Source organism: Arenibacter latericius DSM 15913, from assembly GCF_000424985.1.
GTDB lineage: Bacteria > Bacteroidota > Bacteroidia > Flavobacteriales > Flavobacteriaceae > Arenibacter > Arenibacter latericius.
Genome location: NZ_AUKX01000042.1, coordinates 1 through 15,102 on the forward strand (window position 1 = coordinate 1; position 15,102 = coordinate 15,102).

Here is a 15,102-nt window from a genome sequence, read left to right on the forward strand (position 1 = left end):
AAGTTAATTTACTGATGTCCACGCCCACTGTTTCCATTATTTTCATAATTTTATGGTGTTTAAAAATGGTTGCGTTGACTAACACCTTTAGTAGGTAGAGACTGAAATTCTATTTGGTCCTTGCAACCGGGTTAATAAAGAACGGGGACTAATACAGGCGATAGGCCATAAACCTAGAACGACACAAAGTTCACCCCGTTCTTTTTCAATTATGGTTATTAACAAAGTTATACTTATCAACAAAGAAAAAAGAAGCAAAAAAAGAAATCTCATCATCATAACTATTATTCTTTTTTGTATTCCTTTTATTTACTAAATATAACTTTATAAATCTAAAGGAACTACATCCCTTAAATCAACAGAAGCAGCAACCCCATTAACGGTACTAGTAAGCTCGCTGTTGTTTAACTCCAAGGTATTTATGGTGTTTGCGGCAACCAAAGCCGCTAAGCCGATAGTCTGAGTAACTCCTAGAGAGTTGACGTATATTAATTCTTGTTTTGTAGTATCGTAAGATAAATTGGTGTCGTTTAAAACGAGATCCGTATCCACCCCATTAGCATTCTTATACGTAATGGTGTTTGTAATACCATCATAAATTACAGAACCAACCCCTAGGTTAATATTCTTTATAGCTCCGCTCTCATCTTTATAGGACAACCTATTAGTAGCTATATCATAATCTAGGACTGTTAAGGTTTCTAGGTTTTTTACCAGATCTGTTAGGTTTAATTGGGTAACCACGCCATTCTCATCCGTGTAATCTATATGAGTATTATCGGCGTTTAAAACAAGGGTAGTTAAGGTCTCTAAGTTGGAAACATCTATAACGGTTGGCTGTCCGGCTTCATCCGTAAATGTAAATGTACCATCGGTATTGGCAGCCACAGTAGTTAGGGTCTCTAGGTTTTTCACCAGGTCTGTTAGGTTCACCTGAGTTACCACCCCGTCTTCATCCGTATAATCAAGATTAGTGTTATCCCCATTTAGGGCAATTGTAGTTAACGTCTCTAGGTTAGAAACATCAATTACCGTGGCATTGCCTCTCTCATCGGTAAACGAAAAAGAACCATCGGCATTTGCAACCACCGTAGTTAGGGTTTCAAAGTTTTTAATAACCTCGGCCAAATCTATACTGCTCACTATACCATCCTCATCCGCGTACTCTAGGGTATGTCCGTCTGCATTTAAGCCAAGTACTGTTAAAGCCTGTAGGCTAGCGATATCAATATTCTGAAGGTTACCATTAGTATCTTTATAAGTAAACTGATTATTGGCAACATCCCAGTTTACCATATAATCTGGCAAATCGGCATCTGACAGGAGTCGCATCCATCTATCTTGGTACCAATAGTAATATCCTGGGGTAAGGGTTGCGTTGGTACTAATATTATAAACTAATAAGCTTTCCAGGTTCCCGGCACTAATAGTGGTTTTATCTGTAGTACTGGTTAAGGGTACCTGAGGTAATAATATACCGCGGTTTGAAGATTTTATTTCCAATTGCGTAGAAGGGTTTGGCAAATCGGTTCCTATTCCCACCTGTGCAAATAGAAAATTACCTGTAACTAATAATAGTAACAGAAATATTTTTTTCATTGCTAATTATATCTGTGATGGATACTTATACATGGTTATCCTTTATATTATTTTGCAACGAACATTATTAAAAAGCCATTCGGTTTTGTAGGACTTAAAAGCTTGAGTTTAAGTTGAATTAGAATCCTTCCGTATAGGCTGAAAAAATATTCGTTTACATAGAACGAACTTTAGTTGCATATATTGTTAAGAAGCAAATAAAAATATACCCCTAAAATCTCTCGTAAGACCTGAATTCACAAGCCTTACCGCACATCGACCATTTTAAACCTTTTAACGAATAAATAGTATTTTCTCGGTTTTTGATTGAGTCGATTTTCGGTTATTCCACCCTTTTTCGCAGGGATTTTAGAGGGATAAACATCGATTCACCTGAAAGGATATTTAAGAATTTAATCCTATAATTATCAGATTAACAACTCTATAAATTGGTTTGGATAGGATGATTAGGGTTAGGTGGATTTAGGTGAGTTTTTAGGGGGATGGGGAGGTTAGCGAGGTTGTTGTTTAGGATCTATAAAAACAGGACCGCACATTTTAGAGTTTGGTCCTTTTTATATTCTCTTAAATAGTTTAGAGAATATTCTCCTATTCTGAAGCTGTGCCGACAACAGGACTTGGTAGTGTTTTATTGATTATAACTAAAATGACAAACAACAATACAATACCTATTAAATACAGGCTTGGAAAATCACTAAAAAGGATAAATCCTTAATCAGTCTAACAACTACGTTTCAGGCTTTATTCTAAAACATTGTTCTTCACCTAAATACAGCGGATTTCCGTGTTTTTCTGACCAAAAGCCATCTAACACATCTTTAGTTAAACAACGATAGACAGCAACGCCTTTATAGATTCTATTATCATCACCTAGATAATTGAAATTAATTACCAATATATTGTTTTTAAAAAAGCCAGTCCCATTTTGTTCTTGGTTAGAGTTTATTAGCCATTTGGCAATGATCCTATTGTTCTCATCCAAGGATAAGGATAGAATTCCTTTATAGGTATTCTCGGTATCATCTTGATTTTTACCTATAATGGAATAGTCGCCAACTAATTGTTGCAGTGTCATTTATGATGCTTTTCCACCCAAAGTTGGGATAGTAATTAATGTGGTAAGTTGTGGTTGCAAACATACATATTTCACCAACATAATTATGTATCAGCAAAGAAAGATCGATTACATATACCTTTTCAACTTACATATGATATAAGGGGTTGGACTCTTTTATAATTTATCATAGCTAATTTTAAAGGGCGGTGAACGCAAAGGGCGGTGCTTAAACTAAGAATCGTTTATAACTTATAAATGAATGACATAATTATTTAATCAAGAAATAGAAATTAATATTTACATCTTTAACCACATTAAATCTACATTACATTAATGGTTCAAAGAGTTAATAATTACAGCAATACGAAATGCAGGATTTGAGCGTTGTAATTATATACTTACCACAATTCATGTAATCTATGTCTAAAATTGTCGCCACCAGAGCAATCTCATATTATATCGAAAAAGTAATTACAGAAGCAAAACGGAATATAACATTAGTTACTCCTTATATAAAAATAGCTAAAAGGTTATATGATAGGTTGGTAGTTGCAGATAACAACGGCATAAATATAACCATAGTTTATGGTAAGGTTGAAATGAATAAAGAGCAAGCAGACCAACTAATGAAGCTTAAAAATTGTAGAATTTTATTTGTCGACAATTTGCACGCCAAGGTTTACATTAATGAAAGTTTTGGTGTAATTACTTCTATGAACCTTTATGATTATTCCGAAATAAATAATTTTGAATTAGGTACTATCATCGACAAAAATGATAATTTAGATAATTACAATGCAACGATTCACGAGGTAGAATACATAATAAAAGATGCAAAAGTAAAAAAAGAACCATTTCAGGTATCAGAGGAGGAAAAAGACAATTTAAAAATAGAAGCTTTCATTAATCAGGATCAGGAGTTTATTTTAAAGAATTTCCCATTAGAAGGTATAGAAATTAGTAAACAATATGGTTTTATCACCTATAATTTTCACCCACTTCAAGAATCTTATATTAGATCCAATAAAAATAATATAAAACGTTATCAGTCCGATTTTGGGGAAAACTACAGGGTTTATTGCAGTTTCCCCTATGATAAAATATCAATCTATGAAAATACTAAGTTAAATTTTGATACTGAAAAAGAGAAAAAAAAATATTATATAAATGGAATTAAAAGAATGAACAAGTATATAAAAGATTATATTAAACATTAATTATCATTCTTCATTAAACTCCTTAATACCAAGCATAAAGAACTCAGTAGTACCGCTAATAAATAGAGTGTCTTATCCCAAACCACCCCAAAATCTCCTCCCCTATATGTTCATCTAATTTATCCTCGTGCAAAATATTTAGGTGTCCTACCGCGCACTTGTGATTATCATCCCCCTCAAAAGCAATAAATTCCGGTTTTTGGGTTTCTAAGGATGGGTATAACAACAGGGCCTTTTTAGAGTCCCAATACTCATTGTATACATACATCTGCCTTAGATCACTAGTGGAAGGTTTATTAATACCTAAATTCTTCCATTTGGTATCTATAACATAGGTGCTATCACCCATCCGTAGGACAATATCTGGTCTAATACGGATGCGATTCCAAAAAGGATTGGATTCTTGACCCTTTACGCTAAGACCTTCCATGTCTATTGACTTTAACTTAGCCAGCACATATTCTTCCCATAGACTATTCATATCAAAAAGCAGGGCCAACATGTTTTCCCTGCCGCTTGAGATGTTGGGCGCAAAATTCAAGATGATGAGTCGCGCTATTTCTAAGGCTGTTTCATAGGGTTTGGTTTTCCTATTAATAACGAGCTTATTAAAAGTAGCAGCATTTACTGCTATCTTGGCAACATCGGGAAATTCTTGCTGAACCTTTTTACATTTGGAATATAGATAGGTGCCAGCAGAAAACTGGCTGATAATATCTAATCCCAATGCCAAAATTTGATGGATCTGGTGGTTGTAATCATATACCTGGTGCGTGGTATAAAATCGCTCTTTGTGAATGAGGTTTTTATTGAGATGGGTGGCAAACTCCAGCTTTCCTTTTAAGGCTTTTACATTATCACTTTTTGTACGATATTGTTTAACCAATCCCTGCCGTACCAGGAGTTGTACCTCCTTTAAAAACCATTCAAAATAAATATCCAACAAATGTATTTGCTGTTTGCTCACTCGGGCTTGCCCCACCTTATTTACCTTAAGGCGTCTTGTAACTCTCAGCATATGGATCAACACTTCTTGCCAAAGGGCTTCTTTAGAAGAGCCACCGTCTATTTTAGGTAAAATCTCTATGGTAAGTCCGTCTATCTGTATGACACCCACGTATTGAGAAAACTTGATGCCCTTATGCAATAAGGTAAAATATTCGTTGTTGTGAAGCTGATTCAGCTTCGCCAAGGCATTAAAGTGTTTTTCTTCAAAAGGTACGTCATTATACACCTGGCCGTAGTACAAAGTGCCATGCTCAAAAACTTGTATTATTTTCTTGCGCTTATTCATTGGAACCACCTAGGAGTAGACCTACTGCCTTTTCTATATCATCAATGGAGTTCCGCAACTCGTAGGAAACAGCCTGCTCTGGCTCATCTATATTGTTGAATTTGGGGAAAACCACCTTTTTACTTCCATTCTCCTGTACAAAACCACTTCCCAATACCAAAGCAATCTTTTCATAATCGTTATAGAAATACTCTTGTAAAAGCGGAACTATGTTGTTTTTAAAAACGTTTAATAGCCCTTCCGTATCTCCACGCTCCAGTTTTATAAAATACGAATGCCCAATGGTATGGTCCCTATCCAACAAGACCTCTATTCTATCATTAATAGTAGTCAGTACTTGTGCTAGATTAAAACCATTAAACGTTATTCCTACCAACAAACTTGGGTCTGGCATCACTTCCTTAAAAACAAATCTCCTTCTAAGTGCAGTGTCCAAGGCCTCTACGCTCCTATCTGCGGTGTTCATAGTACCTATGATATATAGATTGTCTGGCACACTAAATTTTTCTTTGGAATAGGGAAGCAGGACCTCTAATTTTTCTTTAGCTCCGGAACGCTTATCGGGTTCAATGAGGGTAATGAGTTCTCCAAAGATCGATGCAACATTCCCACGGTTAATCTCATCAATAATCAAAACGTAGGGCTTAATCTTTTTCTCATCAGATTCTATAGTACCATGATCAGAAACAAAAAACTCCCTTTTTAACTTATCATGATCAATTTTATAGATAGTACGCTGGGTTAATGTTGTATCATATAGGTCTTCTATTGGTATGTTTTCGTTAACAAAGAGCCATTCCACTTTTCTAAAATGACTATAACGTATAGGAGAATCCTCGTGATATTCATAATCACCTACAATTCTTCCTAATGCCCTTACAAAGAGGTTTCCTTTACTTATTAAAACATAATTATTTTTAGACAGACCATGTATAAATGTACTCAATTGACTTCCAGAAGAACTATTTTCATCGATTTTCGCACACTTTTCTTTTATTTGTTTTTCTGACATGCCCGTATAGTCAAAGTCATTTCCAAAACCGATAGCCACGTAATTATTTTTAATACAGAATTCATATATTTCTTGATCTTCAGGATTATTGGCTTCGCCTAAGGAAAGTTTGTAGAAAAACGCTTCATTAAACTGCTCACTAGTCCATGATATATTCCCCTCCTTCTTAACTTTCGATGCACTGCGACTACCATCTGCCAATTCGCATATCTTTTTAAATATTCCCGGAAGAATATCATAGTAAACATTTTTTTCTTTGGTTATTTGAGGTTTAATTCCTTCTACAAAATCTTCGTAGGTAAAAGACTGATGAAAGGTGCAAAATCCAATTTGACCGATACCATCTTTCCACTCCGTAATTAATAAATCTTGGTATCGCCTGGTTAATGCCGCACGATTATTTTTATTTGCCCTATAAAAATCATTGTCAACGATTTTAAGTGCTTCAACTATTGTCCCATATGTTTTCCCAGTCCCTGGCGGACCATATAGTATATTATTTATTGACATTGTATTACTACTCTTTGAAGTTGAATTAATTATTGCACCATTCATAATATTGGTAGTGCTTTTCCAATTTAATAACGCATTAAACTCTTCTTCTGTGGCACTAAAGTTGGTTCCTTGGTTACCTGCTTTAAACACAGAAAACTTCGGATTATCTTTTAGATTACTCCATAAAATAGGAGTGTTTGCTAGATTCTTAGTTATCCTAATCTTAACTCGATCAGTAGCTGTACTTTCTTGAGGAATTGTATAATACTGTAGCTCTAGATCTTCTTCTTTAAAAACGCCTACTTCTGAGATCACTTCTGCTAAGGCGTAGCAACCTGCTTGAGTACCTGTTTGCCATAATATGACTTGATCGCCAACTTGTATTTTATCTTTATGTGCGGCGACCTTCCAGCTATTTAGATGTCCTGCATTTAATGCTTTGGTTATATTATAAATATTAGGGCTACCTTGAAAGATCCAATAGTTAGGTGACTGATAATCAAATTTTTCCTTCAAAAATTTAATGTAATTGTTCTTTCCTAAAATAGCTTTTGGGATGCCGTTACTGTTTTTAGTATCGTATTCTACAAAATCTGGATTTTTAACACGCTCCTTTTTACTCATTAAGTAAAAGATGGTACTAACTAATCCATTAATTCCATTTGGGTCTACAAGAAAAAAGTCTACCTCATCAAAGTAGCTGTTAATCTCATCCAAGCGGTTTTCAATACTTTTAGTAGTATATCCAAGGTAGGCTCTATACGAATCAAAAGTGTTGTGGTTTAACCATTTGGCAAAGTCCTTTTTAACATCAATTAAACGCATTTCATATTGTTTCCACAGCGTATAGCTCCAAGAAAAGTAATCTTGGTCTACAGGTTTTAGCTTGACAATTTCTTTATGAAATTTAGAAACTGGAGTTTTATTATTATACTCAATTTCAAGGTTAGAAGCAATAACTCTTAAAGCATCTAACTTAAATGCATTTAAACAATTGAAATTGCCATATAAAAAGGCAACTTTCCATTTTATAGTATCCCCTATGTCTATTTTATCAATTTCTTGGAGTTTATTTTCCTCACTAAAAACTGCTATATCTTTAATTATTTGCCTTACCCTTTTAAATACTTCTTCTTTAGTATCCCCGTACTTTCCGTACCAAGAATATTGTCCGTCAGATTTTCTTTTCTCATTGAAGTTGTCCGATTCTAAATCTTTTCTTTTAAATATTCCAAATTTATAAGAAGAACCACCTTTAATACTTCCTAAGTCCGATGTAATGGCCTCTAACCAATAGCAAAATGATGTTTTATCAAGATTAGTATATTCTTCCAACGTCATTCGCTCCAACCTTTCAATCGGCCACGTATTTAAGAACTCTTGTTTAAGATCATACAACTTTTTGTGCATAACAATATTTTTTATTTGCTAACCTATATTTACCTCCTAAAAGCACCACAGAGTTCAAGCTCCGATAGTATCCACTCATAGTATACATCAACCTCCCCCCTACCCCGTCATTCCCTCAATAAAGACCTGCACATACTCCTTCATTTTAGAGAGGATGCGCTCCCCTATTTCCCTTGCCTTTAAAATACTGGGCCTGTTGTCCAAGCATTTAAACACCTCGTCTTTTATGGGTTCGTGCCCGCTGTAGATATAGGCGTCTATCAACGCTTTAAATTGGGCCTTGTCCAAATTCTCTTCTTCGCAAAGTTTTCCCAAAGCCAATACCTTCTGTTCCTGCCAATAGGCCTCAAACTCCTCCTCAATGGCATCCACATCATCTATCTTGGGCAGATTTTCCTCAATAAATTTCTCGATCAGTTCTCGCTTACTGCGCAGCATCACATCCCCTCCCAGCAGATCAATGATCGTTTTTTTCTGGGCCTGAGTCTCGGTTGGCTTGGCGTCCTTCAGCTTGGCCAATAACTTTATAATATAGGCTACATTAATCTGGTCACGGTGTATCAATTCCAATTCAAAATCGATATCGTTCAGAATGGAGGCTTTGTGTTTTTTGGCGTCTCGTTTTACTTTTTCGTATAGGTCTAGGTACTTGCTCTTATAATCTTCAAACTCCTGCGCCTCTATCGGCAAGTCCTCCCAATCAAAATCGGTATAAGACTGCAAAACGTTCATGTTACGCATCAGTCGTCTAAAGGCCTGCACAAAGGCGGCCTCCTCCTCTTCGCTTCTTAAATCGTCCACGCTCTGGTAGGTGGGGGTAATTTCCCGTAGATTTTTTAAGGCTTCATCAAACTTCTCGGCAATCACCTCATAATCTGGCATGGTCACTACCTCAATGGCGTCCTTGTTAGAGAATAGGGTAATAGCATCGTCCGTCGCCTTCTTAAGGTTACGGAAGCACAGTATATTTCCTTGCGACTTCTGCTCGCCCAAGGTTCTGTTGGTGCGGGAAAAAGCCTGTATTAAGCCATGCTGCCTTAAATTCTTATCTACATAGAGTGTATTAACCTTTTTGGCATCAAATCCGGTCAGCATCATGTTTACCACCAACACCATATCCAACCTATCTTTTTCGTCATTAAAGGTATCTTTCTCCCGTTCCTTTAATCGCTTACTAATGTCTTTAAAATAATTCTCGAACTGCTGACTGTCTTTGGTAGTATAACTGGTATTGTACATTTGGTTATAGTCGGCAATATAACTTTCCAGCCTATCCCTAGTATGACTGGCTTTATATGCCAATGCCGGTTCTGCGGCCCGAAGCATCTCATCACCAGGTAAAAAATCCTGGGCATCCTCATTATCTTCATTAGCCCCATAGGTAAAGATGGTAGCGATGCGCAGATTGTGCTCCCCCGCTTCCTTCTTTTGTTGAAAAATATCGTAATACGCAATTACATTGTCAATACTGCTCACGGCAAAAAGGGCCGAGTACTCCTTATTGAAGGTCTTCTGGTCGTGGTGGGCAATAATGTAGTCCGCAATTTTATTCAATCGCATAGGGGAATTTAGCACCTCATTCCTATCAATATCCTCTACTTCAATATCTATAAAAGTGTTGCTCTTATTCCGGTATTTACCGATATACTCGATACCGAATTTCAGTACATTCTCATCGCTAATGGCATCTGTGATGACGTACTTATGTAAGCACACGCCAAACAAATCTCTCGTTGTACGCTTCCCTAGATCGTTTTTAGAGGCATTATCGGCAAAAATGGGGGTTCCAGTGAAGCCAAATAACTGACTTTCAGAAAAGAACTCGGTAATACGGGCATGGGTATCCCCAAACTGGCTCCGGTGGCACTCATCAAAAATAAACACGAAACGTTCGTTTTTTAGATGTTCCAGTTTATTGCGATAGTGGCCCGATATAGCATTGTTCAATTTCTGAATGGTAGTGATAATTAGGTCCGAATCCTTACGTACCCCTTTTTTATCCTTGAACTTTCCCAGAAACTGTTGTATCAAACTGTGGGTGTTGTCCGTAGAATCTACACTCCCCTCTTTAAAGGCATTGAACTCCGTCATGGTTTGGTAATCCAAATCCTTACGGTCTACCACAAAAACCACCTTATAGACATGGGGAACGTCCATTAGAATCTGACTCGCCTTAAAAGAGGTTAAGGTCTTCCCCGAACCTGTAGTATGCCAGATATATCCGTTCTCCCTAGTAGTTTTCACTTGATGGATAATGGCCTCGGTAGCATAGTATTGATACGGACGAAGCACCATCATGATCTTATGGGTTTCGTTGAGCACTATATACTGCGCTATCATCTTCCCCAAGTGGTCTGGGTTTAAAAAAGCAGTTGCAAAGTCGGTTAACTCGGTAATATTCTTATTGTACTTGTCTGCCCAGAAAAAGGTCTGCTTAACGGATTGCAGCCTATTATTGGCCAAATACTTGGTATTTACGCCATTGCTAATTACAAACAATTGTACGTACTGGAACAGGCCATGATTGCTCCAAAAGGAATGTAGTTGATATCGATTTATTTGATTAAAGGCCTCCTTAATTTCCAATCCACGGCGTTTAAGCTCTATTTGAACCAGGGGTAAGCCGTTCACTAACAGCGTAACATCATATCGATTTAGATAAGAACCTGTTTGTTGCACTTGGTTGGTTACCTGAAACAGGTTGTTGCTCCAATTATCCGAATCGAAAAACTGCACATAGGCCACCTCTCCATCTTCCTTTAAAAAGCTAAACCGATCCCTTAGGGTTTTGGCCTTTTCAAACACATTGCCCTTTGCCAAGTGGTTAAGGATCCCATCGAACTCCTTATCGGTATAGCTAGTTTTATTAAAGGCTTCTAACTGTGATTTAAGGTTGGAGAGCAAGGCGTCTCCGTCCTGTACTTTTACAGAAGTATAGCCCAATCCAACGAGTTGTTGGATCAGGTTGTTTTCTAGGTTGGCTTCTGGTTGGGTGGTCATTATATTTTTTTTTTTTTTACGATCATTGCGAGGCCGAAAGGCCGAAGCAATCTTATTAATTCGTGCTCCTTTGCCGCGCTTCACTCCGTTCCGCTCGCAAAGACTCAATCCGGGGTTATTGCGAGGCTGGTTGCAAGTCGGAACGACAAAGCAATCAGCCGAAGCAATCTGTTAGATCCCTCCACTCCGGATTCTCTTGCTCTATCAGGGCTACTTTCCTAGCCCTATTCCCTGCTTTTAGTTGTTTCTCCCTGCCTATAGCTTCTCCTATGCGTTGGAACACTTCATAGTATACCAACTTATCTACATTGTATCGCGCGGAGAACGATTTTTTATAGTACTTGGTTTTATGTTGCTGTATACGCCGCACCAAGTTAGACGTCACCCCCACGTACAGGGTGGTGTTGTTCTTATTGGCGAGTATGTACACATATCCTGGTTTCATAATTTGCGAGTGAAACGAAGCAATCTTTCAAATTATTGCTGCTTGCCACGCTTCACTCCGTTTCGCTCGCAATGACAAAAGCTTGCCGCGCTTCGCCTACCTAAAGGTAGGCTAGCTCGCAAGGACTCTCATTGCGAGGAGGAACGACGACGCAATCAGCCGAAGCAATCCGCCCACTCATTCCAACTAAGCTACTTACACAAACATCCGCTGCAACAACCCCTTCTTAAACGCCTGCGTTTTTTCTATCTGTTTATTTACTCCTTCTATTTTAGTGTCTATGGCCGATAAATAATTGGCGATTTTTTGTTGTTCTTCAATTGAGGGTAATGGGATTTTGATATGCGAAAAATTATCATAGAATAAATATTGTCGTACACCACCTTCTTCGTACCTTAAAATGTCTTTGTGAAATGTATAAGTATCCAAGTATGATAATAGGTATAAATCTTCTAAATTACCTTTTGTTTTAAAGCATACATAAAGGGAACTTACAATTACTTTATTAAGATTATAACTATATCCAATTGAACCTACATTTATTCTTGCTGGGTTATAAGCAAATGTTTCCGAGTTTACAATTTTATACATGCTAATATCATACCCCCTGTCATTACTATTTAAACCATCAAATTGCTCCGATTGTGGTCTAAAGCCCTCCTGATTGTTTATAGAATAAATTGGATATTGAATATTCTCTTTATTTTTCTTGCCGACTTTATATGTTAACTCCCCCAACCTTTTCTCCTCCCAATCCGGGGCTTCGACCAGCTCACCCACCTCATTTTCTATTTTAAACCGTATTTTTTGAGAAAACAATTGCTGCATCACCCCTTTTTTATAGTCCTCCAACAATGCCTTCTTTTTGGTGAGCTGCTGTATTTTTTTGTCTACCGCCGATAAAAAGGAAGCTATTTTTTGTTGTTCGGGGAGGGAGGGGATGTTTAATTTTATATTCCTTAAATCTTCTATACCTACATTCGTTTGATTTCCCGTACCTCCTTTAGACTCATTGAAAAAAAAATAAAAAAATCGTGAGGTTTTTATAAGATTATTAATAAAATCACTGTCTGTTCTATTTTCAACATATCTTAAACAAACTAGTCTTTGATTTAATAAAAACTTATTGTTTTCAAGTATGACAATAGAATAACCATAGTCTTGTTTACCTACAGTACCTGTTAAAGTAAGAAGTATGTCTTTCTCTCTTAGTATATACTTCGATTCCCTTTCGTTAACATCGTCCCAGAACGATGGATTTCTGTCTAGTTGAAGTTCGCTTTTATAGACATTCGACATTTTAATAAGTTGAAATTTACTAACCGTATTTTTCATCTTACTACTTTTGAAAGCATAACCAGCAATAAATTCTATCTTATTCGACAATTTGGTTTCCTCCCACTCCCCCTCAAACTCTTTAAAACGGAGGGTGGGGATGCGGGGTTCTTTTGATTCGGGGTTCGCGTTGGGTTCGGCAGTTTGCTTCGGGTTGCCGAGTCGTGCCTCCTCGCCATTCCCTCGCAAAGACGTTTCTGTTTGAACAGGTTGCTTCTTCCCTGGTTCGACGTTCCGTTTACCTTGGAGAGTTTGCTTCGTCGTTCCTCCTCGCAAAGACAGCGTTGGTTGATGTTTGGGGGTATGCTCTGCCATTAGAAAGGGGTTTCAATGTTTAACTGCTTACAGAAATCGGCTATGGTGGCGTCTGTGTCCGCTATTTCCTTGTTCAGGGCTTTTAATTGGGCCGATACCGCCGTGAGGTCTACCGGCTCCTCTTCTTCAAAGGTGTCTACATACCGGGGGATGTTTAGGTTGTAATCGTTTTCCTCTATTTCGTCCAAGCTTGCTACATAACTGTATTTGTCTACCGTAGTACGCGCCTTGTACGTATCCAATATTTTAGCTATATCTTCTTCCCGCAGCATGTTCTGCGTCTTTACCTTTTCAAAATGCTGACTGGCATCTATGAACAAGACATCCTGGTCACTGAACGTAGCCGAAGTGCGGTTCTTCTTTAACACCAAAATACAGGTGGGAATACTGGTTCCATAAAAGATATTGGCGGGCAAGCCTATTACCGCATCCAAATAGTTACGGTCCTTTATAAGGTGTTTTCGGATGTGCCCTTCGGCAGCGCCCCTAAACAATACCCCGTGCGGTAACACCACCGCCATGGTGCCATCGTCATCCAACTGGTGCACCATGTGTTGCACAAAGGCGAAGTCGGCCTTAGAACTGGGGGCCAATTTCCCATAGGCGGAAAATCGGTCGTCGCTCATAAACAACGGACTGGCGCTCCACTTGGCAGAGAACGGCGGATTCGCCACAATAGCCTCAAAACGCAGGTCTAGATGCTGTGGTCTTTCTAGGGTGTCCTCATTTTTTATATCGAATCGCTTATAATGCACATCGTGCATAATCATGTTCATTCGGCATAGGTTATAGGTGGTAGGATTCATCTCCTGCCCATAATAGGCACCTACACTTTTAACCTCTTTGGCCACCCGCAACAATAGGGAACCCGATCCACAGGTAGGGTCGTACACATTTTTTAGTTGTTCCTTGCCCACGGTCACCAATTGCGCCAATACATTGGATACTTGTTGTGGGGTATAGAACTCCCCTGCCTTTTTCCCGGCGCCGCTGGCAAACTGCCCAATTAGATATTCATAGGCATCCCCAAGGACGTCGCTTTCGGTATTTTCCAAATCAAAATCCACCTCATCTAAATGAGTTAGGACTTTTACAATGAGTTCGTTCTTATCGTTTTCAGATTTCCCCAACTTGGAACTGGTGAGGTCCAAGTCTTCGAACAAGTTGCCAAAATCCTCCTCACTTTCAGACCCCATGGTACTTTGCTCTATATGGGTAAGCACTTTGGCAAGATCTCCTAGTATAAATTGCTGCTTTCCACCGCCATTACCCCTTTTTGCTAATTCACTGAACAGGTCGGACGGCTCAAGGAAGTAGCCCAATCTATCCAAGGCAGCATCTTTTATGGCGGCCATATATTCGGCTTCCTGGGCATGCCCCTCAATTTCTTGAAAAGTGAGTCCGTCTGGTTGTAATATCTTATTGGCATACAGGTTCATTTTTGTACTGAGGTACTTATAAAAAATGAAGCCTAGGATGTAATCTCGAAAATCATCAGCATCCATCTTACCCCGTAAGGTATTGGCAATATTCCAGAGTTGCTGCTCCAGTTTTGCTTTGTGTTCTGTCATTATGTAGGTGGTGTAATTTTATTAAACCTTAAAGATATTCAATTATCTTAAAATTCCTATCGATTTAAAACGCGTATAATTAAAAAATGAATTTTAAAAGGGTCTGATTTTTAGTTATTGAAATAGAGAAGAAGAATAGATAGCTATTCGTCCGGAGACGATTGTCTATTTAAGGGTTTTACCAGTAATTCCAAAGCCAACTCTAAAATCACCAAAGCTCGATTTAATTTCAGAGACACTGTAGATACCTCATCAAGCTCGTGGATAGCCAAGGCTGATTATTATAGTTGCGATGGTGCTGGTTTCCTAATAGTAAACTACCTCGGGGCAAGCCCACAAGACTTTAAAAGAA

At 38.0% G+C, this 15,102-nt stretch carries 9 protein-coding genes; 1 reads left to right on the plus strand and 8 read right to left on the minus strand.

What is annotated here, in order from left to right:
• Window positions 1-324 precede the first annotated feature (324 nt).
• Entirely contained in the window at window positions 325-1,599 is a 1,275-nt protein-coding gene (locus H344_RS0112960; RefSeq protein ID WP_026810720.1) for a hypothetical protein, read from the minus strand.
• 727 nt (window positions 1,600-2,326) lie between these two features.
• Complete coding sequence (locus tag H344_RS0112965) at window positions 2,327-2,674, minus strand: hypothetical protein (protein ID WP_026810721.1); 348 nt, start codon at window positions 2,672-2,674, stop codon at window positions 2,327-2,329.
• A gap of 401 nt (window positions 2,675-3,075) precedes the next feature.
• On the opposite strand from H344_RS0112965, the gene H344_RS21105 reads away from it, so the two are divergent.
• Window positions 3,076-3,873, plus strand: a complete 798-nt coding sequence (locus H344_RS21105; RefSeq protein ID WP_051254307.1) for a phospholipase D family protein — start codon at window positions 3,076-3,078, stop codon at window positions 3,871-3,873.
• Window positions 3,874-3,928: 55 nt separating this feature from the next.
• Here the strand turns inward: H344_RS21105 and H344_RS0112975 are convergent, their stop codons facing one another.
• From H344_RS0112975 to H344_RS0113000, 6 genes are all read right to left on the minus strand, one after another.
• Window positions 3,929-5,167 (minus strand): McrC family protein, encoded by a 1,239-nt coding sequence (locus tag H344_RS0112975; RefSeq protein WP_026810722.1) that lies wholly within the window; start codon window positions 5,165-5,167, stop codon window positions 3,929-3,931.
• Window positions 5,160-8,084 (minus strand): EVE domain-containing protein, encoded by a 2,925-nt coding sequence (locus H344_RS21110; protein ID WP_084148807.1) that lies wholly within the window; start codon window positions 8,082-8,084, stop codon window positions 5,160-5,162. The genes H344_RS0112975 and H344_RS21110 overlap by 8 nt, the downstream gene beginning before the upstream one ends.
• Before the next feature lie 99 nt (window positions 8,085-8,183).
• Entirely contained in the window at window positions 8,184-11,084 is a 2,901-nt protein-coding gene (locus tag H344_RS0112985) for a type I restriction endonuclease subunit R (protein ID WP_026810723.1), read from the minus strand.
• Between the two features lie 154 nt (window positions 11,085-11,238).
• On the minus strand, window positions 11,239-11,529 hold the full coding sequence (locus H344_RS0112990) for a GIY-YIG nuclease family protein (protein WP_026810724.1): 291 nt from the start codon (window positions 11,527-11,529) through the stop codon (window positions 11,239-11,241).
• Window positions 11,530-11,724: 195 nt separating this feature from the next.
• Window positions 11,725-13,179 (minus strand): restriction endonuclease subunit S, encoded by a 1,455-nt coding sequence (locus tag H344_RS21115; protein ID WP_051254309.1) that lies wholly within the window; start codon window positions 13,177-13,179, stop codon window positions 11,725-11,727.
• The gene (locus tag H344_RS0113000; protein ID WP_026810725.1) at window positions 13,179-14,750 is read right to left on the minus strand and encodes a type I restriction-modification system subunit M; all 1,572 of its coding nucleotides are present in this window, start codon (window positions 14,748-14,750) and stop codon (window positions 13,179-13,181) included. The genes H344_RS21115 and H344_RS0113000 overlap by 1 nt, the downstream gene beginning before the upstream one ends.
• Window positions 14,751-15,102 lie beyond the last annotated feature (352 nt).